This window comes from Paenibacillus taihuensis (genome assembly GCF_003386535.1).
Classification (GTDB): Bacteria; Bacillota; Bacilli; order Paenibacillales; family Paenibacillaceae; genus Paenibacillus_Z; species Paenibacillus_Z taihuensis.
Map to the genome: position 1 here is coordinate 177,258 of NZ_QTTN01000007.1, position 21,330 is coordinate 198,587.

21 protein-coding genes and 1 pseudogene are annotated in these 21,330 nt (G+C 52.6%); 6 read left to right on the top strand and 16 right to left on the bottom strand.

Going from position 1 to position 21,330, the window contains the following annotated elements:
• Positions 1–211 precede the first annotated feature (211 nt).
• The 3 genes from A8990_RS08440 (at position 212) to A8990_RS08450 (ending at position 4,461) form a co-directional block, all read left to right on the top strand.
• Positions 212–781 carry an ANTAR domain-containing response regulator gene (locus tag A8990_RS08440; RefSeq protein WP_245995903.1) on the top strand — a complete coding sequence of 190 codons (570 nt, stop codon included), beginning with the start codon at positions 212–214 and terminating at the stop codon, positions 779–781.
• Positions 782–998: 217 nt separating this feature from the next.
• Positions 999–2,237, top strand: a complete 1,239-nt coding sequence (locus tag A8990_RS08445; RefSeq protein ID WP_116188620.1) for a nitrate/nitrite transporter — start codon at positions 999–1,001, stop codon at positions 2,235–2,237.
• Between the two features lie 67 nt (positions 2,238–2,304).
• On the top strand, positions 2,305–4,461 hold the full coding sequence (locus tag A8990_RS08450) for a molybdopterin oxidoreductase family protein (protein ID WP_116188572.1): 2,157 nt from the start codon (positions 2,305–2,307) through the stop codon (positions 4,459–4,461).
• A gap of 343 nt (positions 4,462–4,804) precedes the next feature.
• Here the strand turns inward: A8990_RS08450 and A8990_RS08455 are convergent, their stop codons facing one another.
• A complete protein-coding gene (locus A8990_RS08455; RefSeq protein ID WP_116188573.1) occupies positions 4,805–6,940 on the bottom strand; it encodes a transglycosylase domain-containing protein in 2,136 nt (711 codons plus the stop codon).
• Between the two features lie 159 nt (positions 6,941–7,099).
• A complete protein-coding gene (locus tag A8990_RS08460; protein ID WP_116188574.1) occupies positions 7,100–7,486 on the bottom strand; it encodes a VOC family protein in 387 nt (128 codons plus the stop codon).
• Positions 7,487–7,670: 184 nt separating this feature from the next.
• Here A8990_RS08460 and A8990_RS31470 point away from each other — a divergent pair, with 184 nt between their 5' ends.
• Both A8990_RS31470 and A8990_RS31475 read left to right on the top strand, forming a co-directional pair.
• The gene (locus tag A8990_RS31470; RefSeq protein WP_181909468.1) at positions 7,671–7,820 is read left to right on the top strand and encodes a hypothetical protein; all 150 of its coding nucleotides are present in this window, start codon (positions 7,671–7,673) and stop codon (positions 7,818–7,820) included.
• Positions 7,821–7,842: 22 nt separating this feature from the next.
• Complete coding sequence (locus tag A8990_RS31475; protein ID WP_181909469.1) at positions 7,843–8,016, top strand: hypothetical protein; 174 nt, start codon at positions 7,843–7,845, stop codon at positions 8,014–8,016.
• Positions 8,017–8,079: 63 nt separating this feature from the next.
• Here the strand turns inward: A8990_RS31475 and A8990_RS08465 are convergent.
• The 14 genes and pseudogenes from A8990_RS08465 to A8990_RS08530 form a co-directional block, all read right to left on the bottom strand.
• A pseudogene (locus tag A8990_RS08465) lies at positions 8,080–8,298 on the bottom strand (polysaccharide deacetylase family protein); the annotation flags it as partial.
• A 66-nt stretch (positions 8,299–8,364) separates the two neighbouring features.
• Entirely contained in the window at positions 8,365–9,441 is a 1,077-nt protein-coding gene (locus A8990_RS08470) for a polysaccharide pyruvyl transferase family protein (RefSeq protein ID WP_116188575.1), read from the bottom strand.
• A 25-nt stretch (positions 9,442–9,466) separates the two neighbouring features.
• Positions 9,467–10,600: a glycosyltransferase gene (locus tag A8990_RS08475; protein WP_116188576.1), complete on the bottom strand. Its 1,134-nt coding sequence runs from the start codon at positions 10,598–10,600 to the stop codon at positions 9,467–9,469.
• The gene (locus A8990_RS08480; RefSeq protein ID WP_116188577.1) at positions 10,590–11,318 is read right to left on the bottom strand and encodes a glycosyltransferase family 2 protein; all 729 of its coding nucleotides are present in this window, start codon (positions 11,316–11,318) and stop codon (positions 10,590–10,592) included. Before A8990_RS08480 ends, A8990_RS08475 begins: the two co-directional genes overlap by 11 nt.
• Before the next feature lie 37 nt (positions 11,319–11,355).
• Positions 11,356–11,547 (bottom strand): hypothetical protein, encoded by a 192-nt coding sequence (locus A8990_RS08485; protein WP_116188578.1) that lies wholly within the window; start codon positions 11,545–11,547, stop codon positions 11,356–11,358.
• Positions 11,544–11,945: a hypothetical protein gene (locus tag A8990_RS08490; RefSeq protein ID WP_116188579.1), complete on the bottom strand. Its 402-nt coding sequence runs from the start codon at positions 11,943–11,945 to the stop codon at positions 11,544–11,546. The genes A8990_RS08485 and A8990_RS08490 overlap by 4 nt, the downstream gene beginning before the upstream one ends.
• Positions 11,946–12,143: 198 nt before the next feature.
• Positions 12,144–12,635, bottom strand: coding sequence for a GNAT family N-acetyltransferase (locus A8990_RS08495; RefSeq protein WP_116188580.1), 492 nt, complete (start codon positions 12,633–12,635; stop codon positions 12,144–12,146).
• A gap of 22 nt (positions 12,636–12,657) precedes the next feature.
• On the bottom strand, positions 12,658–13,449 hold the full coding sequence (locus A8990_RS08500) for a hypothetical protein (protein WP_147306788.1): 792 nt from the start codon (positions 13,447–13,449) through the stop codon (positions 12,658–12,660).
• A gap of 38 nt (positions 13,450–13,487) precedes the next feature.
• Complete coding sequence (locus A8990_RS08505; protein ID WP_116188582.1) at positions 13,488–14,195, bottom strand: DUF554 domain-containing protein; 708 nt, start codon at positions 14,193–14,195, stop codon at positions 13,488–13,490.
• A gap of 100 nt (positions 14,196–14,295) precedes the next feature.
• Positions 14,296–15,414: a hypothetical protein gene (locus A8990_RS08510; RefSeq protein WP_116188583.1), complete on the bottom strand. Its 1,119-nt coding sequence runs from the start codon at positions 15,412–15,414 to the stop codon at positions 14,296–14,298.
• A 55-nt stretch (positions 15,415–15,469) separates the two neighbouring features.
• Positions 15,470–16,828 carry a sensor histidine kinase gene (locus tag A8990_RS08515; protein WP_116188584.1) on the bottom strand — a complete coding sequence of 453 codons (1,359 nt, stop codon included), beginning with the start codon at positions 16,826–16,828 and terminating at the stop codon, positions 15,470–15,472.
• A gap of 4 nt (positions 16,829–16,832) precedes the next feature.
• Positions 16,833–17,516 carry a response regulator transcription factor gene (locus tag A8990_RS08520; RefSeq protein ID WP_116188585.1) on the bottom strand — a complete coding sequence of 228 codons (684 nt, stop codon included), beginning with the start codon at positions 17,514–17,516 and terminating at the stop codon, positions 16,833–16,835.
• Positions 17,517–17,617: 101 nt separating this feature from the next.
• A complete protein-coding gene (locus tag A8990_RS08525; protein WP_116188586.1) occupies positions 17,618–18,385 on the bottom strand; it encodes a YheC/YheD family protein in 768 nt (255 codons plus the stop codon).
• A gap of 115 nt (positions 18,386–18,500) precedes the next feature.
• Positions 18,501–19,544 carry a stalk domain-containing protein gene (locus A8990_RS08530; protein ID WP_116188587.1) on the bottom strand — a complete coding sequence of 348 codons (1,044 nt, stop codon included), beginning with the start codon at positions 19,542–19,544 and terminating at the stop codon, positions 18,501–18,503.
• A 151-nt stretch (positions 19,545–19,695) separates the two neighbouring features.
• Between A8990_RS08530 and A8990_RS08535 the strand changes: the two genes are divergently transcribed.
• Complete coding sequence (locus A8990_RS08535; RefSeq protein WP_116188588.1) at positions 19,696–21,318, top strand: putative glycoside hydrolase; 1,623 nt, start codon at positions 19,696–19,698, stop codon at positions 21,316–21,318.
• Positions 21,319–21,330 lie beyond the last annotated feature (12 nt).

Genomic DNA, 21,330 nt, shown 5'->3' on the forward strand with positions numbered 1-21,330 from the left:
GCCATCCAATTCATATTCTTGGCTTAAGTATAGCTTCGGACCTTTTATGTGTCAATAAACATAACATGAATTTTCTGAAAATGGACATGTTCGTACAATTCACAAGAGATCATTCATTTGGCCATCGACTAAACCTGCGATTGATGTTATATTAGATTACATATTTTCTCTGTAACATCTGTTTGTCTGGCAATAATGCCATCTTTGCGAGGTGATTGTTATTCCGAAAACCATTCTTCTTATCGAACCAGGATCACGCGCCATCCCATCTCCTCCTCATCTTCAGCAAAGCTGCCATAAGCTGTACCGCGCAGCGACAACCAGCGAAATCCAGCATCATATTCACATCGCGGATGCAACCGTCCTTCACGTTCCGCATGCCAATCTCGTCGATTGGCAGTCAGCGATCATTAGTATGAGGAGGTTGCCTATCTACTGGCTATGCTCCGAGGAAGCCGCACTAAAGCAGACCGACTGGGGCTATTCACCAGATGGCGTCTTATTTCCTTCCATGACAGTGAGCGAAATGAAGCTCGCCTTGCAATGGGGCCTCCGCATCTTCCAGCAGCGCAAGCATTGGGCGGAAGAACGCGAACAGCTGATGATGAGGCTCGAAGAACGGAAGTGGATTGACCAAGCGAAAGCCGTGCTATGTGAGGTAAAGGGCATATCCGAAGCTGAAGCGTATGATTTTCTGCGCAAGCAGGCAATGAATGAACGGAAACGGATCGGCGATATTGCCGCTTCGATCGTCAAGGTGTATCAATTGATCCATGGGTAGCAAAATATTATGTTAGCTATATTGACATCAAGTTTTCATCACGCATATAATGCAACTAAGCTCACAATGATGTGAGTCTTGCGAATGAAATAGTTGGCACGCACACCGAAGTGCTGCCAGTGGCGATGAGGCCGTATTGCAGGTAAGACGACTGCAGTGCGGCCTTTTGTTTGTTTGGATAGCGGTAATTTAGAGAGGAGATTGATTGATTATGTCGATGAATCGAGAGAGTTTTTTGAAGAGCGGGCATACCCCCACGCTGACTAGTGCTTTCCTGTACTTTGACACGAGCTTCATGATTTGGGTGCTGCTCGGACCGCTTGCCGTCATTATTATGAACGATTACCAGATGGACGCTGCGCAAAAAGCAAATCTGGTCGCGCTCCCCGTACTCGGAGGCTCGATTCTGCGTCTTGTGCTCGGCTATATGACGGACGTCATCGGGCCCAAACGTACCGGACAAATCGGGATGATTTTAACGGTTATCCCCCTTATCTGGGGATGGAAGTTCGCCGACTCGCTAAGTGAACTGTACATCGTTGCATTGCTCCTTGGTATTGCCGGCGCTTCGTTCGCAGCTGCCCTTCCACTGGCGAGCCGCTGGTATCCGCCCCAATATCAAGGCCTTGCGATGGGCATTGCAGGTGCCGGGAACAGCGGCACCGTCTTCACCACGCTGTTCGCAAATCGGATTGCAGAACATTTCGGATCTTGGCATGTCGTCTTCGGTCTCGCCTTGATCCCGATCACCGTCGTGTTCGTCGTGTTCACCCTCTTCGCCAAGGACAGCCCGAATCAGCCGTCGCCGCGCAAGCTATCCGACTACGGCACTGTTCTGAAGCAGCGTGACACGTGGATGTTCTGTCTCTTATACGGCGTTACCTTCGGCGGATTCGTAGGCATGTCTAACTATCTCACGATATTCTTCAATACGCAGTACGGATTAAGCCCCGTGCACGCGGCTGATTTCACAACGATCTGCGTTATCGCCGGAAGCTTCTTCCGCCCGGTTGGCGGCTGGCTGGCCGATAAGTTCGGCGGCATCCGCATGCTGTTCGCCCTCTATGGCATGGCCGCACTGATGATGGCGTTCATCGCGTCCCTCCCTCCGCTCTACCTCATTCTGCCGCTGCTGTTTATCGGGATGATGGCGCTTGGCATGGGCAACGGCTCCGTATTCCAGCTTGTCCCTCAGCGCTTCAAGAGCGAGCTCGGCATCGTAACTGGCATCGTCGGCGCTGCCGGCGGCTTAGGCGGATACTTCCTGCCGAATATACTTGGCAGCTTGAAGCTTTCAACCGGCTCCTACACGCCGGGATTTCTTATCCTGAGCGGGGTCGCACTCGTCTGCATCGGACTCATCATGGCTGCGCAGGGTTCATGGAAACGGACTTGGTTCACCATTGGGCGCAAAGCCGCTGCCACAGATGCTGGGGGATCCACAATTGCGTCGTAGATAGTCGGTTCGGAATTGGGAGCTTGGGGCTCGGACCTTGAAGCTTGAAGCAAAAGGGGGAATCACGATGGCGCTGTTGCCGCTCGCTGCCGCTGCCTCCTCGAAGGCAGATCGGCTATATTCGCACTGCTGCTACTGCAGCATGCAGTGCGGGATGGATCTTATCCGCGCCGAGAACGAGATCGGCTGGGAAGTGAAGGCGAGCCAACTCTTCCCTGTTGCGACAGGCCGGCTTTGTCAGAAAGGGCTGAATGCGCTCGGCCATGTCGTCCACTCGGAGCGACTGCTGTCTCCGATGCGCCGCATTGCTCCGGCACCGGTTGGGAATGCTAGTGCTTCGTGGCAATCTGCAAGCTGGAACGATGCGCTGGAAGATATTGCGGTACGCATTAAGGCAATTCAGCAGAAGTATGGGAATGATGCCGTATCCGTGTTCGGCGGCGGCTCACTAACGAATGAAGTTTGTTATTTGCTCGGCAAATTCGCTCGGGTAGCGCTGAGGAGCAAATATATCGATTACAATGGGAGGTACTGCATGTCTTCGGCTGCCGCTGCGCAGACGCGTGCTTTTGGCGTGGATCGTGGCTTGAATGTGGCGCTCGACGAGATTCCGAAGGCGAAGTACATCATTCTGACCGGTACCAATATGGCGGAATGCCAGCCGACGATGGTCCCTTATTTGCTCGAAGCGAAGAAGCAAGGCGCCGTTATCGTCACCATCGACCCTAGGCGAACGATGACCTCCAAGATCGCGGATATCCATATCAACTTGCAGCCTGGTTTCGACTCTGTCTTCGCGAGCGGTCTGATGCATGTCATTCTGGAGGAAGGTTTATATGATAAACGTTTTGTGGAAGAACATACGAACGGATTGGCGGATGTCCGCAAAGCAGTACGCCCCTTCTCTCCAGATAACGTGTCGCATTATACCGGCATACCGATGGAAGTTATTCGCACAGTGGCTCGCGGGTTTGCTCAGGCGGAGACCGGCATGATTTTCACGGCGCGCGGCCTTGAGCAGCAAGTGAACGGGGTTGAACATACGCTCAGCTATATTAATCTGAGCCTCGTCACGGGCAAGATTGGCAAACCCGGCTGCGGCTTCGGTCCGGTGACCGGTCAAGCGAACGGTCAAGGAGGTCGCGAGCATGGGCAGAAAGCCGATCAGCTGCCCGGCTACCGGTTGATCGAAGATCCGGCAGCGCGGAGTCATGTCTCATCTGTCTGGGGCATCGAACCGGAAGAACTGCCCGGCAAGGGCGTCTCGGCATATGAGCTCTATGGCAAAATCCATGACGGAGAGATCAAAGCCATGATTGTGCTAGGCTCCAATCCGCTGGTCTCCAGCCCGAATAGCGCTCGTGTTGCAGAGGCTCTGAAGAAGCTCGAGCTGCTCGTCATCATTGATATGTTCGCGACGGAAACAGCCGAATACGCACACTGGATGCTTCCGTCCTCCTCTTTCCTCGAAGCGGAAGGGACGCTGACCAACCTGGAAGGTCGTGTATTCCATCGTCCAAAAGCGTTCGAGACACCTGGCGAGGCGCTTGAGGATTATAAAATCATCGGGATGCTAGCGGAGAAGCTTGGCCGAGGACAGTACTTTGCATTTGATTCTCCGGAGGCGATCTTCGAGGAGCTGCGCCTCGCTTCGGCTGGCGGCATCGCCGATTACAGCGGCATGTCTTACGCGCGGCTGAAGGATGAGAAGGGTCTATTCTGGCCATGTCCGTCGCCAGATCATCCCGGTACGCCGCGCATGTTCGAGCATGGCGCTTTCAAGCACGCAGATGGACGCGCCAAGCTGCATGCCATAACGCCGATGAAGCCCGCGGAAACGACGGATCGCGAGTATCCGTTCATATTGACAACGGGGCGGCTTGGCAATCACTACTTAAGCGGCGCGCAAACGAGACGAACGGCAGCGCTGCTGAAGAAAGCGCCTGTTCCGGTAGTCGAGATCCATCCGCATGCAGCTGAACAGATTTTGCTCCGTCCGGGAGACCGCCTTCGGCTGTCTACGCGAAGAGGTTCGCTCGTCTTCGACGTGAAGGTGACGGCTGACATTCACCCCACGAGTGTGTTCGTCCCCTTCCATTGGGGGGGCGAGCATTCCATCAATGTGCTGACGAACGACGCGCTAAGTCCCATTAGCCGGATGCCGGAGTTTAAAGTATGTGCGGTTAGACTGGAGCGAGTCGGCCAAGACGCCGCCGAGGCGTAGAAAAGAGGCGTAGAAAAGAGGCTGAGAGATCAAATATGATCTCTCAGCCTCCTTTTCGTGCATTTGCTTGGTTGAGAGAGCATATGCGTTCTCTCAGCAAAGAAACAAGCACGTGAGCTATCTGCGCGGAGCCGAGAGATCCAAATAGGCTCTCTCGACGGTCCATCCGAGTGAAAATGATGCTGAGAGACCAAAATCGGGGCTCTCAGTGAGGAATGCACACATTATGCGAGCAGGACCAAAGCCGAGAGACCCATATACTCTCTCTCGACAGTCCATCCGCGCCAAAATGAAGCTGAGACACCCGAATCGTCTCTCTCAGCACTCCACCGAGGGAATTCCATCAATCATCCCCGTGCTTGCCCTTCTTCTTACCCGGCCCATGTTCGCCATGTCCTTTGTGCTCATCTTTAGGCTTCCCCGGTTTCTGTTGACCAGGAGGTTGATCATGCCCTATCCCCGGTCCTTTGCCTGGTCCTTTGCCCGGTCCTTTGCCTGGTCCTTTGCCCGGTTTCAAGCCCGGCGCATCCTCGTTCTTATCAGGTTTTCCATTGGGCTTCTTCCCCATCAATCCAAGTGCCGGAGGAAACTCTAACACCGGCTCATCCTTCAACGCTTCACTCATCAGCGAATGAAAGACCGCTGCTGCTGCCTTCGAGGTTGTCGTTAAGTAATGTGACGCATCCGTATGATCATAGCCGAGCCAAACCGCGCCGACAACCTGCGGCGTGTACCCGACGAACCAGTTGTCTTTGATCCCTTCGCCGCCAGTTCCCGGCAGTTCAGTCGTTCCCGTTTTGCCTGCAATCGCGCGACCGTCAATTGCCGCGGCTTCGCCGGTACCTTCCTGCACAACGCCCTGCAGCATCGCCGTCATCGTCCGCGCCACCGCTGGCTCAATGACGGTCATCGCCGCAGGCGGAGCCGCTTCAGCCAGCAGCTCGCCATCCGCCGATTCGATGCGGACGATCGCGTGCGCAGCATAACGCTTGCCGTCATTCGCGAAGACGCTGAATGCATCCGCCATATCAAGCGGCGAGACGCCTTCCTGCAAGCCGCCTAACGCGAGTCCCAGCGTCCGGTCCGCGTCCGACAGCTTGATGCCGAACCTCTCGGCTGCTTCCATCCCGGCATCGATCCCCATCTCATTCAGCAATTCCACTGCTGGAATGTTGTAGGAATGGACGATCGCATCATAGATCGACACTTCGCCATGATACCCGCCTCCAGCATTTTTCGGTGCATAGCCGCCAAAATCAACCGGCTCATCCATTAGTGTATCGCCCGGTTGATAACCACGTTCGAACGCCGGCGTATACACCGATATCGGCTTCATCGTCGAGCCAGGCTGACGCTTCAGCTGAACCGCGCGATTGAAGCCGCGGAACGGCTGATTCCCTCTGCCCCCAATGAGCGCCTTGATACCGCCGTCTCGCGGATCAAGCAGCACCGCGCCGCTCTGAATCAGCTGGTCCTTGCTGCTAGTCGGGAACACGGACGCCTGCGCATACACATGCTCCGCTGCCTGCTGCATCTTCGTATTCAGCGTCGTGTAGATGCGCAGCCCGCCGTGGAGCACTTCATTTTCGCTTAGCCCATATTGTTCTGAAGCTTCGCGGATGATCTGATCCACAAAGTACGCATACTTGATCCCGCTTCCATTGCTCGCCGTTGTGCTGCTCAGACGTATCGGAAGCTTGCTCGCCGTCTCATACGTAGTTGCACTGATTTTGCCCTGATCTCGCATGAGTCCCAGAACGACATTGCGACGCTCTTTAGCCTCTTTCATATGCTTAACGGGCGACAGAGCCGATGGCGCTCGAATAATCCCCGCAAGCATCGCAGATTCCGACAACGTGAGCTTCTCTACGCTTTTCCCGAAATATACGCTTGCCGCTCGTTTAATCCCCCACGCACCTTCGCCAAAATAGATCTGGTTCAAATACATCTCTATAATTTGCTGCTTCGTATACGTCTGCTCGATCTTCTTGGCGAGCAATGCTTCGTTCCACTTGCGCGACCATGTCCGCTCCTGGGACAAGAACACGTTCTTCGCAAGCTGCTGTGTAATGGTGCTCGCACCTTCTACTGTTTTGCCGCTTGTCACGTTCGTGAACAACGCCCGGCCAATACCCCACAAATCCGTGCCATGATGCTCGAAAAACCGTTTATCCTCAACCGCAACAACGGCATCAATGAGGGGTTTGGGCAAGGTCTCATAGCTCACCGGCTCAATTGTCGTGTTCAATGCAATTCTGCTCGCTTCCTTCTCCTGATCGTCCATGATGACCGTTTCAACTGGGAGCGGCTTTGCCAGCAGCGATATATCTTGTCTATCTACCAATGTACGGAGCGTTACCCAACCTACGATGAAGATGAACGCCGCTGCAATTATGAGCGAGACCGTTATTTTCGTCCATCCGATCTGCCTTTTCTTCGTACTTTCTTTCTTATTTTCTTTCGAACGATTGCTGTTCATGTCTTAACCACCTGCTCTTCGAATCCTACTTTCACACTCAGATAGTAGTTCGCAGAGCATGCTTATTTTCGGTACGTTAGGCCATAAAACACAAAAAAAATCCGTTGGAAATTAACCCACGGATCTCCTTTATTGGTTCTTTTTTCAATTGACCGATTCTTATTTCTTCTCCATGACAGCGAAATAGTTCGATTCGTCATCACAGAAGTTGAAGACTCTGCCGAACGGCATCGTCACGAGCTCGCCGACCGTCACATTTTTATTTTTCAAGTCGCTGTAGAACTCATCCAAATGATCAGAGAAGAACATGAGAGAAGGCGTGCCCATATTCAATTCCGGCGACATCTTCGCGACGAATTCCTTGTTATGGAGGACGATGCTTGTTTCGGATTGCCCAGTTGGTGCCACCTCGATGAATCGGAAGCCCCCACCGTTATCCTCTTCGTTAATGACGGCAAAACCAAGCTTTTCCGTCCAGAACTCTTTGGCTGCATCTTGATTATTGACGTATACCATCACACTGCCGAGTCTATTCACAAATGACATAGAAGCTTCTCTCCTTATTTTTGTTTCGATTACCCTGCGCTATTATTTTCCACACGCCTGCCGCACTATCCTGCCCGCACAAATTAAATTTAGACGCCTGTGCCACTTTCTGTACGTTCGCCTACGCGTTCTGAACGCGATTCGCATAGGCTGTTATCATTGAACGATACAAGGGGCAATTCGGATGGCAAAGAGAATGAATGAAATTCCAGAAATTCCGGAGCTGAAGGAATTATCGGCCGATGACCTCGCTTTGCTCTCCGCGGTGATCGTTGTAATCGGCGATTTATTTGGATTGTTTGCTGTATTGAAAGCTCGTACGGAAAAAGATTAGTTCACCAAAGGGGCGATTACAGATGGATCCGAACAAAGAGGTCACTTCCGCCGATCTCGCGAAGATATCCTCGTCACTTGCCATACTTGGCTATAGCATTAGTCTGCTCGCATTAGAACGGGCCGATCAAGAGAAGCAGAAGAAAGAGTCCATGTCGGCGGCGATCAACTATCTTTTTAAACGCTTCAGGCGCTAGAGATGAACGTAGCTGAACAAAAATAATGGCTGCCCCCCACGGCAGCCTCTTAGCATTTTCAAATTATTCGGCTGCGTCAGCATCATATTGAAGCAGCTCATTCACCGTAACAAATCGATACCCTTGCTTACTAAGCGCATCCAGTATCCCTTCGACAACCTTCAGTTCATCGCCCGTCTTATCGTACATCGGATGAAGCAAAATAATCGAACCTGGCTTTACGCCCTCCACCGCGTTATTCACTTTATCCGCTACCGTCGTATAATTCGTGTCAGGCTCCACGGCTGGTATCCAAATTCTATTTCGTATTTTGCGCAAAATGATACTTCCTTTCAACACCGATTGGCGTTAAAATAAACGCTCCCGAAATGGCGTAACGAGCGATTGATAAGCAGTCCGCCGCCCCTCGTCCAGCTTGCTGATATACCCTTCCCGCCCTGCTGCTGCTGCCCCGACTTTCTCCACCAGCTTCTCAGCCATCAGCAGATCATCAGAGGCAATGATCCAATCAGCTAAGTCTAATCCATACATGTAGTCGAAGCTTTTGAACCGATAACCGATGCAGACAAAAGGCACATTCGCCACAGCAGATAACAGATTGGCGTGCAGCTTGAAGTTAATTGTCGCTTCGAAGCCAGCCAGCAGTTTCACATATTCCACGGCAGTATATACTTCGGGATCGACCGTTACGCGATCATCTTGGCCAAGCTTCCGATACAGCCGTGCCAGCGCCTCACCGTCCGGACCCCAGACCGCGTACAGGTGCAACTTATAGCCGAGTGCAAGCAAGGTGCGACCCGCTTCTGCCAGCGCATTCTCCAACCGTTCCTCGTTGCCGCCATAGATCCGATTATAAGATGTTCCCCAGTTGATGCCAATCGTTTTCTCTCTAGCCTGCATGTCATTCAAGGCGGATTGTGCTGCAGATGCCGGCTCCAGCGCGTTCATCAGCATCGCGGAATCTCCACTGATTACTAAATGCTTCGGCAATGCGCCAAGTGATTCGATATAATCCTTCGTCCATGGTCCACGTACACCGCAGTAGACGCTGTGTTCCATGATCGCTTTGAGCTTCTGACGATACCGCTCCGTCTCAACTGCTGCCTCCGGCTTCAGCCCATCTGGTGACGATGGATCCCATTTATGAAGCCGGTCGTGCCCGCTGCCCCAGATGATGATGGTCTTGCCGAGCTCCATTGCCTCATGCACTAGATCGACATAACCTGGAACGATGAGCGATCCGCCGCCGAGAACGATCGTATCGTACTCGCTTACTTTCTTCCACTCCACATTTGGGAGCGATGGAATGACACTGTACTCATCCTCCTTCAGATGCGCATTCGCCATCGTTTTGAACATCTCCCACATCCACTCGTCCCCAAGATTGTTGAAGCCAATCCACCCTAGATACAACACTTTTCGCATAACGCTTACGTTCACTCCATTCCTATCAAATATTTGGAAGCAGAGAGCTGTATAGCTGCTTCATCTGCAATGCTTTGTCGCGGATATGAAAATTCGCTCGCGCCCATGCTTGACCTTGCCGTCCCATATCCTCCAGCTTGTCAGCGGAAGCGAATGCTTCGCTGATCGCCTCACCGATTCGCTGCTCGGATGGCCGCTCCTTAGAGTCATGGTCGCCAAAATAATACTGCCAAGCTTCATCATAGAAAGGCTCATCGACAAAGCCAAAATATCCGTGATTGCCTATCGCCAGCACAGGCTTGCCGCACGCCATAGCCTCGAGCGCAACTCGTCCCGTTCCGACGACAAGGTCACCGAGATTGTAGTAATCGCGCATTTGCATCTGACTGCCGACCAGCTGAACGAGTGATGTGTCGCATTCGAGATTCACCGTCTCCGCAAGCTCAGCAATTGCCCCAGCCTGATTGCCTGATCCCGCAATGACAACGTGAAGCGGAATCGAACCGCTTAGGTGAATCGAGCGTGCCGCTCGCACGAGCATTGCACATACAGCCGCCTTATCCCATGCCAGCCTTGATGCGTAGACAACGATCTTCTCTCCGTCCGGAATCAGGAGGCGAGATCGCAGCTCGGCTGAAGATTCGGAGCGATATTGTTCAAAATCAACGCCGTTCGCAATAACATGCGACGAGATGCCTTGACGATCCAGATAAGCTTGTACCGGGAGACTCACGCTAACGAAAGAGCAGCCGGCAGCCTTCATCTGCTGAAGCTGATCCGGTGGATAATAAGCACCATGCACCGTGAAAACGACGGGGATGCCCAGCTTCCTTGCCGCTTCGGCTGCGTACAAGCCGGACGGTGTCTGGTGGATATGCACCAAGTCAATCTTGCGCGCTCGCATGATTTGCGTTAACGCACGTTCTGCTTTAATCTGCTGCTCCGGTTCCATTAGCTGTCCCGCCATCAGATCTACCCGATGAATCGGGCACCCGGCCCGGGCAAAAGCATCGTACATCACGCCAGTCCCTCCTGCGTAAACAGGCATGATGCCGAGCGAGGGAAAAGTTTTAATAAGGCTCAGTACATAGGTTTCCGTTCCGCCTACGGACAAGCTGTCCATGACCATGAGCAGCCGGATTCGGCGGTTATGTCTCATGTCCATGCTCCTTCTGCGACTTGCCAAAGTAGTTGCGCGAACGCTGTTTCTGGTGCTTGCGGTAGTAGTACAGCACCTCCCGTAAATTTTCAACGTTCCTCGCACCGGGTTTGATTACTTTTGCTATAAACTCGTAATCCTCCGCGCCTTCGATTCGCCGAGTATGACCGCCGATGCGATCAAACACTTGACCGCGGAACATCACCGTCCCGTGGCAGATACAGTGCCCGCCATCTGCATAGACCTTCCCGATCTGACTGCCGTATTTGAGCCAATATACAGGTGTCCGGCGCTCCGGCTTGCCATCCTCGAACACTTCGTAGTTCGTGCCGAGCAGATCGATATGCGGATTTTCGCTCATGTAACGAACCTGCTTCGCAAGACGCTCTGAATGGGACAGATCATCCGCATCCTGGATCGCGATATACTCGCCTTTTGCAAGATACATCCCCGCTGTTATCGCACCTGCATAGCCTGAATTGCGTGGAAGCCGCAGCGTATAAATGCCCTTAGCCTCACGCAGCAGCGGCTCGTTCTCGTTAAGCCAATTCAGTACAAATTCATATGACCCATCCGTGGATGCATCATCAATAACAATGAGCTCCCAGTTCGAATAACTCTGATTCAACAGGCTAGTCAAGCAATCCGTCAAATAAGGAACCTTGTTGTAGACGGTAATGACTATGCTCACAAGTCCTGGTACACGTTGAAAAGACACTTGCCTCTCCTCCCTAATGCTGCAAATATGCCGCTTGTTACAGCAGCCGAATATACGAAATGAAGCGCAGCTGAATGATGGCATAGCTGCCGCTCTCATAGCCGAAAAGCTCCGAAGTGCGGAGCGTCACCGCAGTGCCGTCTACCGACACAAGCGTACCTTGGATCGTCTCCAAGGCACTCGCGATTTGAATCTCCTTGTTCACAAGCGATTGCAGCTCTTCAATCATCGATCCACCTGCTTTCCTGTTAGTTGGAAGGAAACCAGCTGTTCCAGAGGCACCATCACGCTCGTCCCTCCAGCTTCACGTACGACCAGAAAGTCGCCGCCCACCTTCGAAATTGTCCCTTCCACTGTACCGGCTGGCGTTAACAGCTCTGCCGGCTTTCCTGTATATGGCTCAAACACGCGGCCGAGCTTATTGACACCGAGTGCGCCGGCGTCTAGCTGCGCCGCTAATCCAATTGTACTGAGCTCCTCTCGGATCGTCTGACGCAGCTCAGCTATGAGCGTTGACGAGTCAATCGGTTCCTCTGCCGGCGGCTGTACAGGATTTCGCCGCATCAGCAAATTAGCGAGCCCTTCAAAATATTCCTTCAACTCTTTGTCGTTTACGATTATTTTCATCGCTCCTCCATCCTCCACATCCATCTGAATCTATTAATCTATCTCCATCCTTACAAGGTATACATTTCATAGGGAACGCGAATGGGACAATGAACTAGCGAGGCATGAAATGTTTTCATGACACTGCAAGACAAATAGACACCGGTCCCGAATGGGTGGTGTCTGAGGATGGACAGACGAATGTCCTTATTTATTCTTTTACAACATCTTCTCCAGCTCAATCTCATCACGAATCGGAATATGGTAATACCCCAGCAATGGAATAGACGGCTTCGATTTCCTTGATTCCGTTACAGCGTCAATATAGATCGAACTAATCCGATACCCGAGGCGCTGATAAAATCGAAGCGCATCCATATTATCGTTCGTCGTGATGATGATGAACCGGTTCTCCCCCGCCTGCTTGACAAGTTGCTCAACAGCCGCAAGCAGCGCACTTCCAATCCCTTGGCCGCTAGTCATAACATTAAGACTCGTGAGCTCGCTCTCATCCCTGCGAACCTGATAGGTTGCCGCTCCTACTCGCACACCATCTGCCCAAGCGACGACCGCTTCTACATCCTGCAAGTAGAATTGTCTACCTCTACTGATCATCAGCTCGCCGCCCCACTCCGTGATCCACAAGTTACGGAGCCATTCCTTATCTTCCTCGTTCGATGGCGCAAGGAGTTGAATTGAACTGCGGTCCATGGATGGACTTCACCTCTATCCCTTAGGGTACTATTTCCGGACGCACTGGCACTCTCACATCGAACTGCGAAAGTGACCTCATCCCAATTTTATGTAAATATTCCAAATGCATACTCACATATTCTATCAGCTCGCCATATCGATCGGACTGCTCCTCATCCAGCATCTCGCGCAGCTTCAGGACAACCTGAAGCGACTCGGAGATTGGCAATTGCTTGATATCAGAAAGCGAATAGCCTTGCAGCAGCCTCACCTGTTCCGCCAAGTTCCCCTCACACGCAGGACACTGCTCATGAAGCGAGAACAGCTTAATCGCCCGCAATATTCCCTTACTAACCGTTCCTTTATCCCGCATATACTTCAGGTCGGTCACACATCCATTATAGAAGGCCGTCTTTACCACTTTCTTGTGAACGTAGGTGACAGGTTCATGAGCATACCCATGCAGCAAAATGTCTACAAATTGTTCTTCCTGCTGGGCAAGCGGCTTCTTGTAGTCGATCCCGATCCTAGCAGCCAGCACTTTAATCTTCGCCACTGGTCCGCAGTCCGTTCCCGCCCACAGCAGCACTGCTCCATTCCACAGCGAAAGTTCCGGCGCGATCATCCGGCGAGGATCAAGGTCACCAGTCACAATGCCTGTACCTCCGCATGCAGGGCATGCCGATGCCGATTTCGATGTCGATGTCAATGAATCCCCCGAATCTCTAGCACTCGCATACAAATTCGAGATCCCTTCCAACAGTTCAGAGATCGCAGCAACAAGAGAAACCTTCTTCAACGCAACCACCTCATAGCCCGGTATTTTACTCATCTATTTCGACATCACGAACGCCAAATCCTTGCTTTCGATTACCCTCCGAACCATTTCAACACCGGCACCATCAGTGCCCCGATAAGAATAGCAGGCAGTAAATTAGCCACCTTTATCCGCATTACATTCAAGATGTTGATTCCAATTCCCATAATCAAGATGCCGCCGATCGAGGTCACTTCGACGATCATCGCATCGAGCATCGTCTGACCGATCCACGTCGTAATCATCGACGCAAGCACCGAAAGCAGCCCTTCGTAAATCAAGATCGGCAGCGAGGAGAACAGCACGCCGATTCCGAGCGTCGACGCGAAGAGAAGTGCCAGAAATCCATCCAGAATCGATTTCGTGTACAAAATATTATGATTATCGTGCAGTCCGCTCTCAATCGATCCAAGTACCGCCATCGCACCGATGCAGAAGACGAGCGTCGTCGTCACGAAGCCTTCCGCGATATTGCTCTGTTTATCTTTGGCTACAAGCCGCTGCAATCGATCGCCCAGCTGCCGAAGCCTGTGCTCAATTGCAAGCAATTCTCCAACAATGCCCCCGATCGCCAAGCTGAACGCGACCAGGACAAAATTATCGGACTTGAGCGCCATCCCGATCCCAAGCACCAGCACCAGCATACCGAGCGCAGCCATGACGGTCTTCTTCATCTCTTCTTTGACCCGTGGGATGACGATGCCTAGCGCACCACCCCCGATTATTGCAGCTGCGTTAACAACCGCCCCTGTTAAAACCACCTTGCTTTCCCCCTATAAACGCATTAATGGCGATTTTAACATGCATACTCCACGTTGTACATAAAAAAAGGCCGCCCTCGTCGGCAGCCTTCAATCTATCCTATTTCTTCTCTTCTTGCGCCTTCTTGTCTACTTGCACTTTCTTCTCTTTCATCTCGAACATCGACGATGTATGATCCACGAAATCCTCGACTTCCTTCAGCGCTGCCTGCTTCTTCTGATCCACCTGCTCTGCAGTCGCGTCGCCGTTTGCTTGCACCTCAGCGAGCTTCGCATTCACGTCGGACATTAGCGCATCGATCAGCTGCTGGCGGGTTACGCCATGATCCTTCGCGATATCGGCGAAGGATTTGCCCCCTTGAACCTGCTCGGCGAACGTCGCTTTGTCGATGCCGATCAATTCTAGTGCAGCCTGCATGTTATAACCGCCGCCGCCCCGCTCCTTCTCATCCTCTTTGTTCAGCGGCGCCGTGAAGATCCGTTCTGCTTCCATCGAAGCCTTCTTCTTCACGTTCTCCTGCTCTTCCGCAGTAAGCGTCTTATCGCCCAGTTTCGACTGAATCGCTTTCACGATTTCCGCCGTTTGCGCATCGATAAGCGGCTGAAGCTCTATGCCCTTCTCTTTCGCGATATCCGCGAGAGACTTGCCATCCTCAACCGCTTGCTGGAAACCTGCTTTATCGAGACCGAGCTTCGTAGTGGCAATCACATAGGAATCGACGTTGATCCCCTTGTCCTTACCTTCTGCTGCAGCCATGCTCTCCTTCTTCGCAAACATCGTCTGCGTGTGATCGACGAAGTCACCTACTTCTTTCAGCACGGCTTGCTTCTTCTGCGTAGCCTGCTGCGCAGTGATTGTGCCTTTCGCTTTCAACGCATCGATCTTCGCGTTGATGTCGGATACGAGGGCATCAATCAGCTGCTGGCGAGTAACACCGTGATCCTTCGCAATGTCAGCGAATGACTTGCCCGCTTGAACCTGCTTGGCGAACTCCGCTTTGTCGATCCCGAGCAGCGTGAAAGCAGCCAGCAGATTGTAATCGCCAGCATCCTGCCTCGCCTTCTGCCCTTGCTCGCCTGCTTGAATTGTTTTCTGCGCAGCAATCTTCTTCTCTTGCGCCGACTTGCCGTTCAGATTGTCCGCCGCTGCATAAGCAGTTACCGGCACTGCAATCGCGATCAGCAGCGCTGCACCTGCGAGCTTCCAATTTCTCTTCATCGTGTATCCCATCCTTGTTCAAGTTTGCCCCCAACCATTATGGGAGGCTGCATCATTAAGATAAGTCAACATTCTGAAAAGAATCTGAAACCTTCGGCAGCGTCACACGAAAAGTTGTCCCAACCCCAGGCTCGCTCCAAACGTCGATTTTCGCGCGATGTGCATCCACGATCTGCTTCGCAATCGCAAGCCCAAGTCCAGTGCCTTCCGATCGGCGCGTGCGAGCTTTATCCATCCGATAAAATCGTTCGAATATCCGAGGCAGATGCTCCTCCTCGATGCCGATACCGGTATCCGTCACAAGGAATGAGGTTTTCTGCGGCGTAGCTGCGAGCGACACTGTGACCTTCCCGCCTTCACGATTGTACTGGATCGCATTCTCGATCAATATCAGGACGAGCTGACGGATGCGAACCTCATCAGCCTGGACCATCGCTTCATCCTCGTTCTCCTGAGTGCTCCCCCACTCCAGCTGAACTAGCTTCGACGCCGCGATTGGCTCCAGCTGCTCCATCACTTGGCGTATCGTGTACCGCAGGGAGAATCGGGAGACAACAAGTTCAATCCGCCCGCTGTCGCTTCGCGCAAGCAAGAGCAAATTGTCGACCAACCGGCTCATATGATGAATTTCCCTGCCCGATTTCGTCAACACGCCACGGTGGAAATCCGGCAGCTTGTCGCTCTGTTCCTCCAACACTTCAAACGCAGATTTCAGGATGCTGAGCGGTGTCCGCAGCTCGTGCGACGCGTCAGACGTGAATTGCTCCTGCCTGTTGAACGCTCGAGCAATCGGCCCCATCGCTCGCCCCGCGAGCACGAATCCGGCTGCTCCGCCAGCAGCAAGCAGGAGCAGAGCGAAGCCTGCGAATGCCCAGCGCAGTTGCTTCATAAGTACGATATCGCTCGTCACTTCCTGTGCGACGATAACTCGGTAATTCTCTATATCACCGGATGGAATAACAATTCCGCCAATGCGAAACGTCCTGCCGTCTGAATGAACATTATGGTACACATTATCCTCCGGTACTTTGAGCAGGCTCGGCAGTAAAGCAGTGATCGGGAAATTTGCCCCACCTGGGACAAGCTTGCTTGTAGGTTCTGACTGAAATATGACTTCCCCGTTCGGATCAAACAGCCAAGCCATCTGGTTCAGCTGCAACCCAGCTGGTGCAAAATTCGTATTGAACTTTTCCTTGCCTACCGCAGCATCGAATACGATCTGTCCCTTCGGAGACTCTACCAAGCTTTGCAGCTCCGAGACATATTGCTTGCCTAACGTTCGCAGCTGATTGTCCTGCGAAGTCGTCAGCATATGCTGCACCATCCATAAGCAGAAGATCGCAGAGATCATCAGAATAATACCAACCGTCAGCGAGAACTCTCGCGTTAACCGGGTTCGGGTTCGTTTGAACATGGCGCTATTCCCCACCTATCATGAACCGGTAGCCCGCACCATAGACGCTTTGGATACATTTTGACTCATAAGGCCCGTCCACCTTCTTGCGGAGCAGCTTGATCGTCGCATCCACTGCGTTGAGCGTTACATCCGAACCGAGCCCCCATACCTGATCGAGCAGCTGCTCCCGGGAGAGCACTTGTCCCGCATGGCGCATCAAGCAGACAAGCAGTTGAAACTCGCGCCGCGCCAGCGCAATTGCCGTGCCTGCTCTTGTGACCGTAAACTTGCTTAGATGCGCCGTTATATCGCCAAGACAGAGCGTGTCCGATGACTGGTAATCTCGATCCTGCCGCCGTGACAATGCGAAGAGCCTTGCTTCCAACTCCTCGAAGGCAAAAGGTTTAATCATATAATCATCAGCCCCAGCGCGAAGCCCTTCAACCCGATCTTGGACCGCATCTCTAGCGGTCAGCAGCAGAATCGGAGTGTGATCCTCCCTGCTGCGAATCTCTCGGACAAGCTCGAGGCCAGTCATCTCGGGCAGCATCCAATCAAGCACGTATACATCATAGCTGCCTGCTTTAATCGCTTCCTTCGCCTGCAGACCATCCTTCATCCAATCGACAACGTGATATTGCCGCTTCAGCTGATGCTCGGTTAGCTCCCCAAGCGTCTCATCGTCCTCGGCCAGCAAAATGCGCATAACCCTTTACCCCCTGTAAGTGCAGCCATAGATCTTAAATATACCAAGTAATTCTGAAATAAACATGAAAAGAAAAGAGCCGCACATTAGGCGGCTCAACGTTATCTCAATCGTCCATAATTCCGGCCATACCGCACCACTTTGCGATAGAAGCTCTTATCCTTCAGTGACTTGAGCGCGCTGTAGCTCGGACGCGTATTCACTTCGAGAATCCATAGCTTCCCTTCACGATCAAGCGCGACATCCAGTCCAAGCTCGTTAAGCTTCTTCGTGCGCCGGTCGAAGCAGCGTCCCGTCTCCATACCGAGCTTCGTCAACTGCTTCTTATAACTCGCAACCTGTGCCTTATTATAGCCTGAGCGCCGCAAAGTCGGTTCAATAAGCGCGAGCCTGCCGCCTTGATGATAGTTCGTCACGATTTTGCCCGGCTTGCCGAGCTTAACGAACATGACCGTCGGCACCCATTTGCGGCGCTTCGACCGCTGGACCGTCATTCGGAAATCGAACGGGCGGCCTTTGGATGTTTGCAATTTGATGCCTTTTTGGAGGAGATAGCTCCTGCCGTTCGCAATTCGCTTCAGCTTGCGATACAGCGCGCCCCTTGAAGAAACGTTAGCCGAGCGCAAATCTTTGCGCACATGGAAGCCTCCTTTGGAGCTCCGCATAATACGTGCGATTCCGCCGCCGCCTGTACCGCCTGTCGGCTTGAAATACAGCATTTTATATTTACCGGTCATTCGTTTCAGCGTTTTAAGTGAAAACTGCTTCGTCTCCGGAACGAATTCTCTTAAGCTGCGGTCTGACAGCAACCACTTGGTCTTCGTCCATTTGCTCTTGATCGAGAAGCCGCGGCCGCCTTTTCTAGGCATTCCATCATCTCCTTCGCATCTACCATGGATAGATTACTCTCCCAACTGCGAAACGGCACGGCGGATAACGGGATTGCTGGAAAAAGGGCTGGGTGCAGCACGTCACTTCACTTCACTAATTAATCACTCGGCGCGCTGTCACCAACCGATCCTTCCACTGCCCATCAAAATTTTCAAAGTGGACGCCCAGCTTGTCGGAGTATGTGTGCAGGATTCGTCCGTTACCCACATAAATGCCAACATGCCCAATATCGAGACCTCGCGCGCTGAAGAACAGCAAATCTCCTTTGCGCAAGTCTTCGAGCTTCACTTCCGTGCCCACCTTCGCCTGATCGTAGGATAGCCGAGGAAGCTCAATGGACAGCACCTCGCCGAAGACATGTTTGACAAAAGAAGAACAATCAAACGTGGCCGTCTGATTCGGATCCGCACCAAACTCATAATGCGTGCCAAGATAGGTTGCGCCGAATGCGATAACCGCATCTGCTTGCTTGTCGGCTAAGCTGACACTCGTATAATCCGTGTACTTCGGCTTGGCGGAAATAAATCCGATCCCGCCCTCCGCAGTTTGCACCTCCAGCCAGTTCGCATCGACTTCGCGAAGGACATGAATGCGTTCGCCTTTGGGCAGCATCCGGTCTACGGTTTTCGAATCATCGCCATTCGGAACTGTTCGGATGTTGACGCCATATGTAATCGTCGTTTCAAATGTATGGGCCGAAGAGATCGAGATCGCGCGCAAAGCCTCATGCCATTTGACCGCATTCCCTAGCAGCTCGCTTACGAATCGCAGTGGAACCATCGTCAGCCCGTTTATGAGATGTCCGGGAGCAGGAAGGTCCAACTTTTGTTGATTTTTGTACGCCGCTTGGTCCCCGAGCTTGTACGTAATAACAGCGCTATCCTTCTTCGCGGTGATTGAATGAGCGGTTTCATCCCAAACGACTTTCGCACCTTCCGCCTCGAAGATCGGGCGCATAGGTACGAAACTAATTCCGTCCTCAATAAAGACAGGAACATGAAGTGTCTTACCGTCAAGATATAGTAAAGGCGACTGGTCGGCAGTAGAAGCATCAGCAGCGTGTGCTGTGAAACTTCCCTGAGCCAGCATGGCTGTGGCGATTAGCAGCGGAGCGACAATTGTTTTGGTGCGTTGCATGTGTAGGTTACTCCTTCCAAATGAGGTACTCGTTTAAACGCAGCACGGGCGAATAAGTTCTGCTCCGCTTCGAACTTTCATCAGGTGACGCATTCGAGGTGAGCTCGTGCCATATAGATTAGTAAACTCGAACTAAAGGAGCGCAAACGCTGTGAAAAAACATTTTTCCGCTTGGCTGCTGGTCGCACTGCTGCTCATGTTAACCGCTTGTTCGAATAATTCCGCATCCACCTCGAATGCGAACAAGGCACCGAGTAACTCTACCAGCCAAACGGACAACGCGGGGACGAAAGACGAAGCCGATCCCTCTGCTTCCAGTTCGAATAACGATTCCACCCAAACGCCTGCAACGGATAACCAGCCTTCTGCGCCATCCAATGACGCCGGTAACACCTCATCGAATGACCCGTCAACAGCGCCTGCCGACGATCCATCGACGACGCCATCGGATGATCCAGCCACTACGCCGACGGACGACCCATCAACTACGCCAACCGATGATCCATCAACCTCGCCATCTACGCCGGCTTTCGAACCGCCGTTCAAGTTCCCGTATCCCGATGCCGTTCGCGGGATCTATGTAACGGGCTGGTCGGCTGGCGGCGAGCGCATGCAATCGCTGCTGAAACTGGTGGATGATACCGATCTGAATGCGATGGTCATCGATATCAAGGACGACGACGGTTATATTACATTCAAGCCCGAGGGCGATCTCGCCGAATTCGGTCAGCCGTACATTCGTGATCCGCAAGCCCTTATTAAGACCCTGCACGACCACAACATCTATCCGATCGCCCGCATCGTCGCGTTCAAGGATACGGTACTCGCGAAGAAGCATCCGGAGCTGTCTTATGTGATGGACGGCAAAGTGTGGCGCAACGGCAACGGCGACGGGTTCATCAATCCGTTCCTCGAAGCGAATTGGCAGCATAATGTGGATGCCGCCATTCTAGCCGCGAAGCTCGGCTTCCAAGAAATCCAGTTCGACTACGTCCGCTTCCCGGAAGGGTTCGAGAGCAGAGACAAGATCCTTCAGTACTCGATGGGCGAGTACAAAGACAAGAAGCCGAACAAATTCGCCGAAGAAGAGAAAGCCTATTCGGAAGCAACGGCCAGCTACGATTCGGGGCTTGCTCCTCTGCAAACGGCTTACGATTCTTCCACCTCTACGTACAATGGAAGCCAAACAGATGAGAACAAGAAAGCGATGGACGATGCACAGAAGGCGCTTAGCGATTACAAGAAGACGAAGCCGAAGTCGCCGGACTTCAGTGAAAAAGAACGCTTCACGCAGCTGCGCGTCGATGCGGTAACGGACTTCGTGCATTATGCGAGGGAACGGCTGAAGCCATACGGCGTGAAAGTGTCGGTCGATATTTTCGGATACTCCGCAACCCTGCCGGAAGCGCCGGGCATCGGGCAGAATTTCAGCCGCATCTCGGATAATGTAGACGTCATCTCGTCCATGATCTACCCGAGCCATTGGAGCGACGGATACTTCGGTATCAAGCATCCAGATACCGAGCCATACCGCCTCGTCACGGAGTATGCGAAACGTGAGAAGGAGAAGCTTGACGCGCTTGCTACACCGCCGATCTCCCGGCCGTGGATTCAAGATTTTACCGCATCCTGGCTCGCCAAAGGCAGCTACATCCATTACGGCAAAGAGCAGGTCGATGCCCAAATTCAAGCGCTCAAAGACTCCGGCATTCATGAGTTTCTCATCTGGAATGCGGGCAACAAGTACTCTGCGGGCGTAAACTATACGCCTTAATTAAGGCAAAGC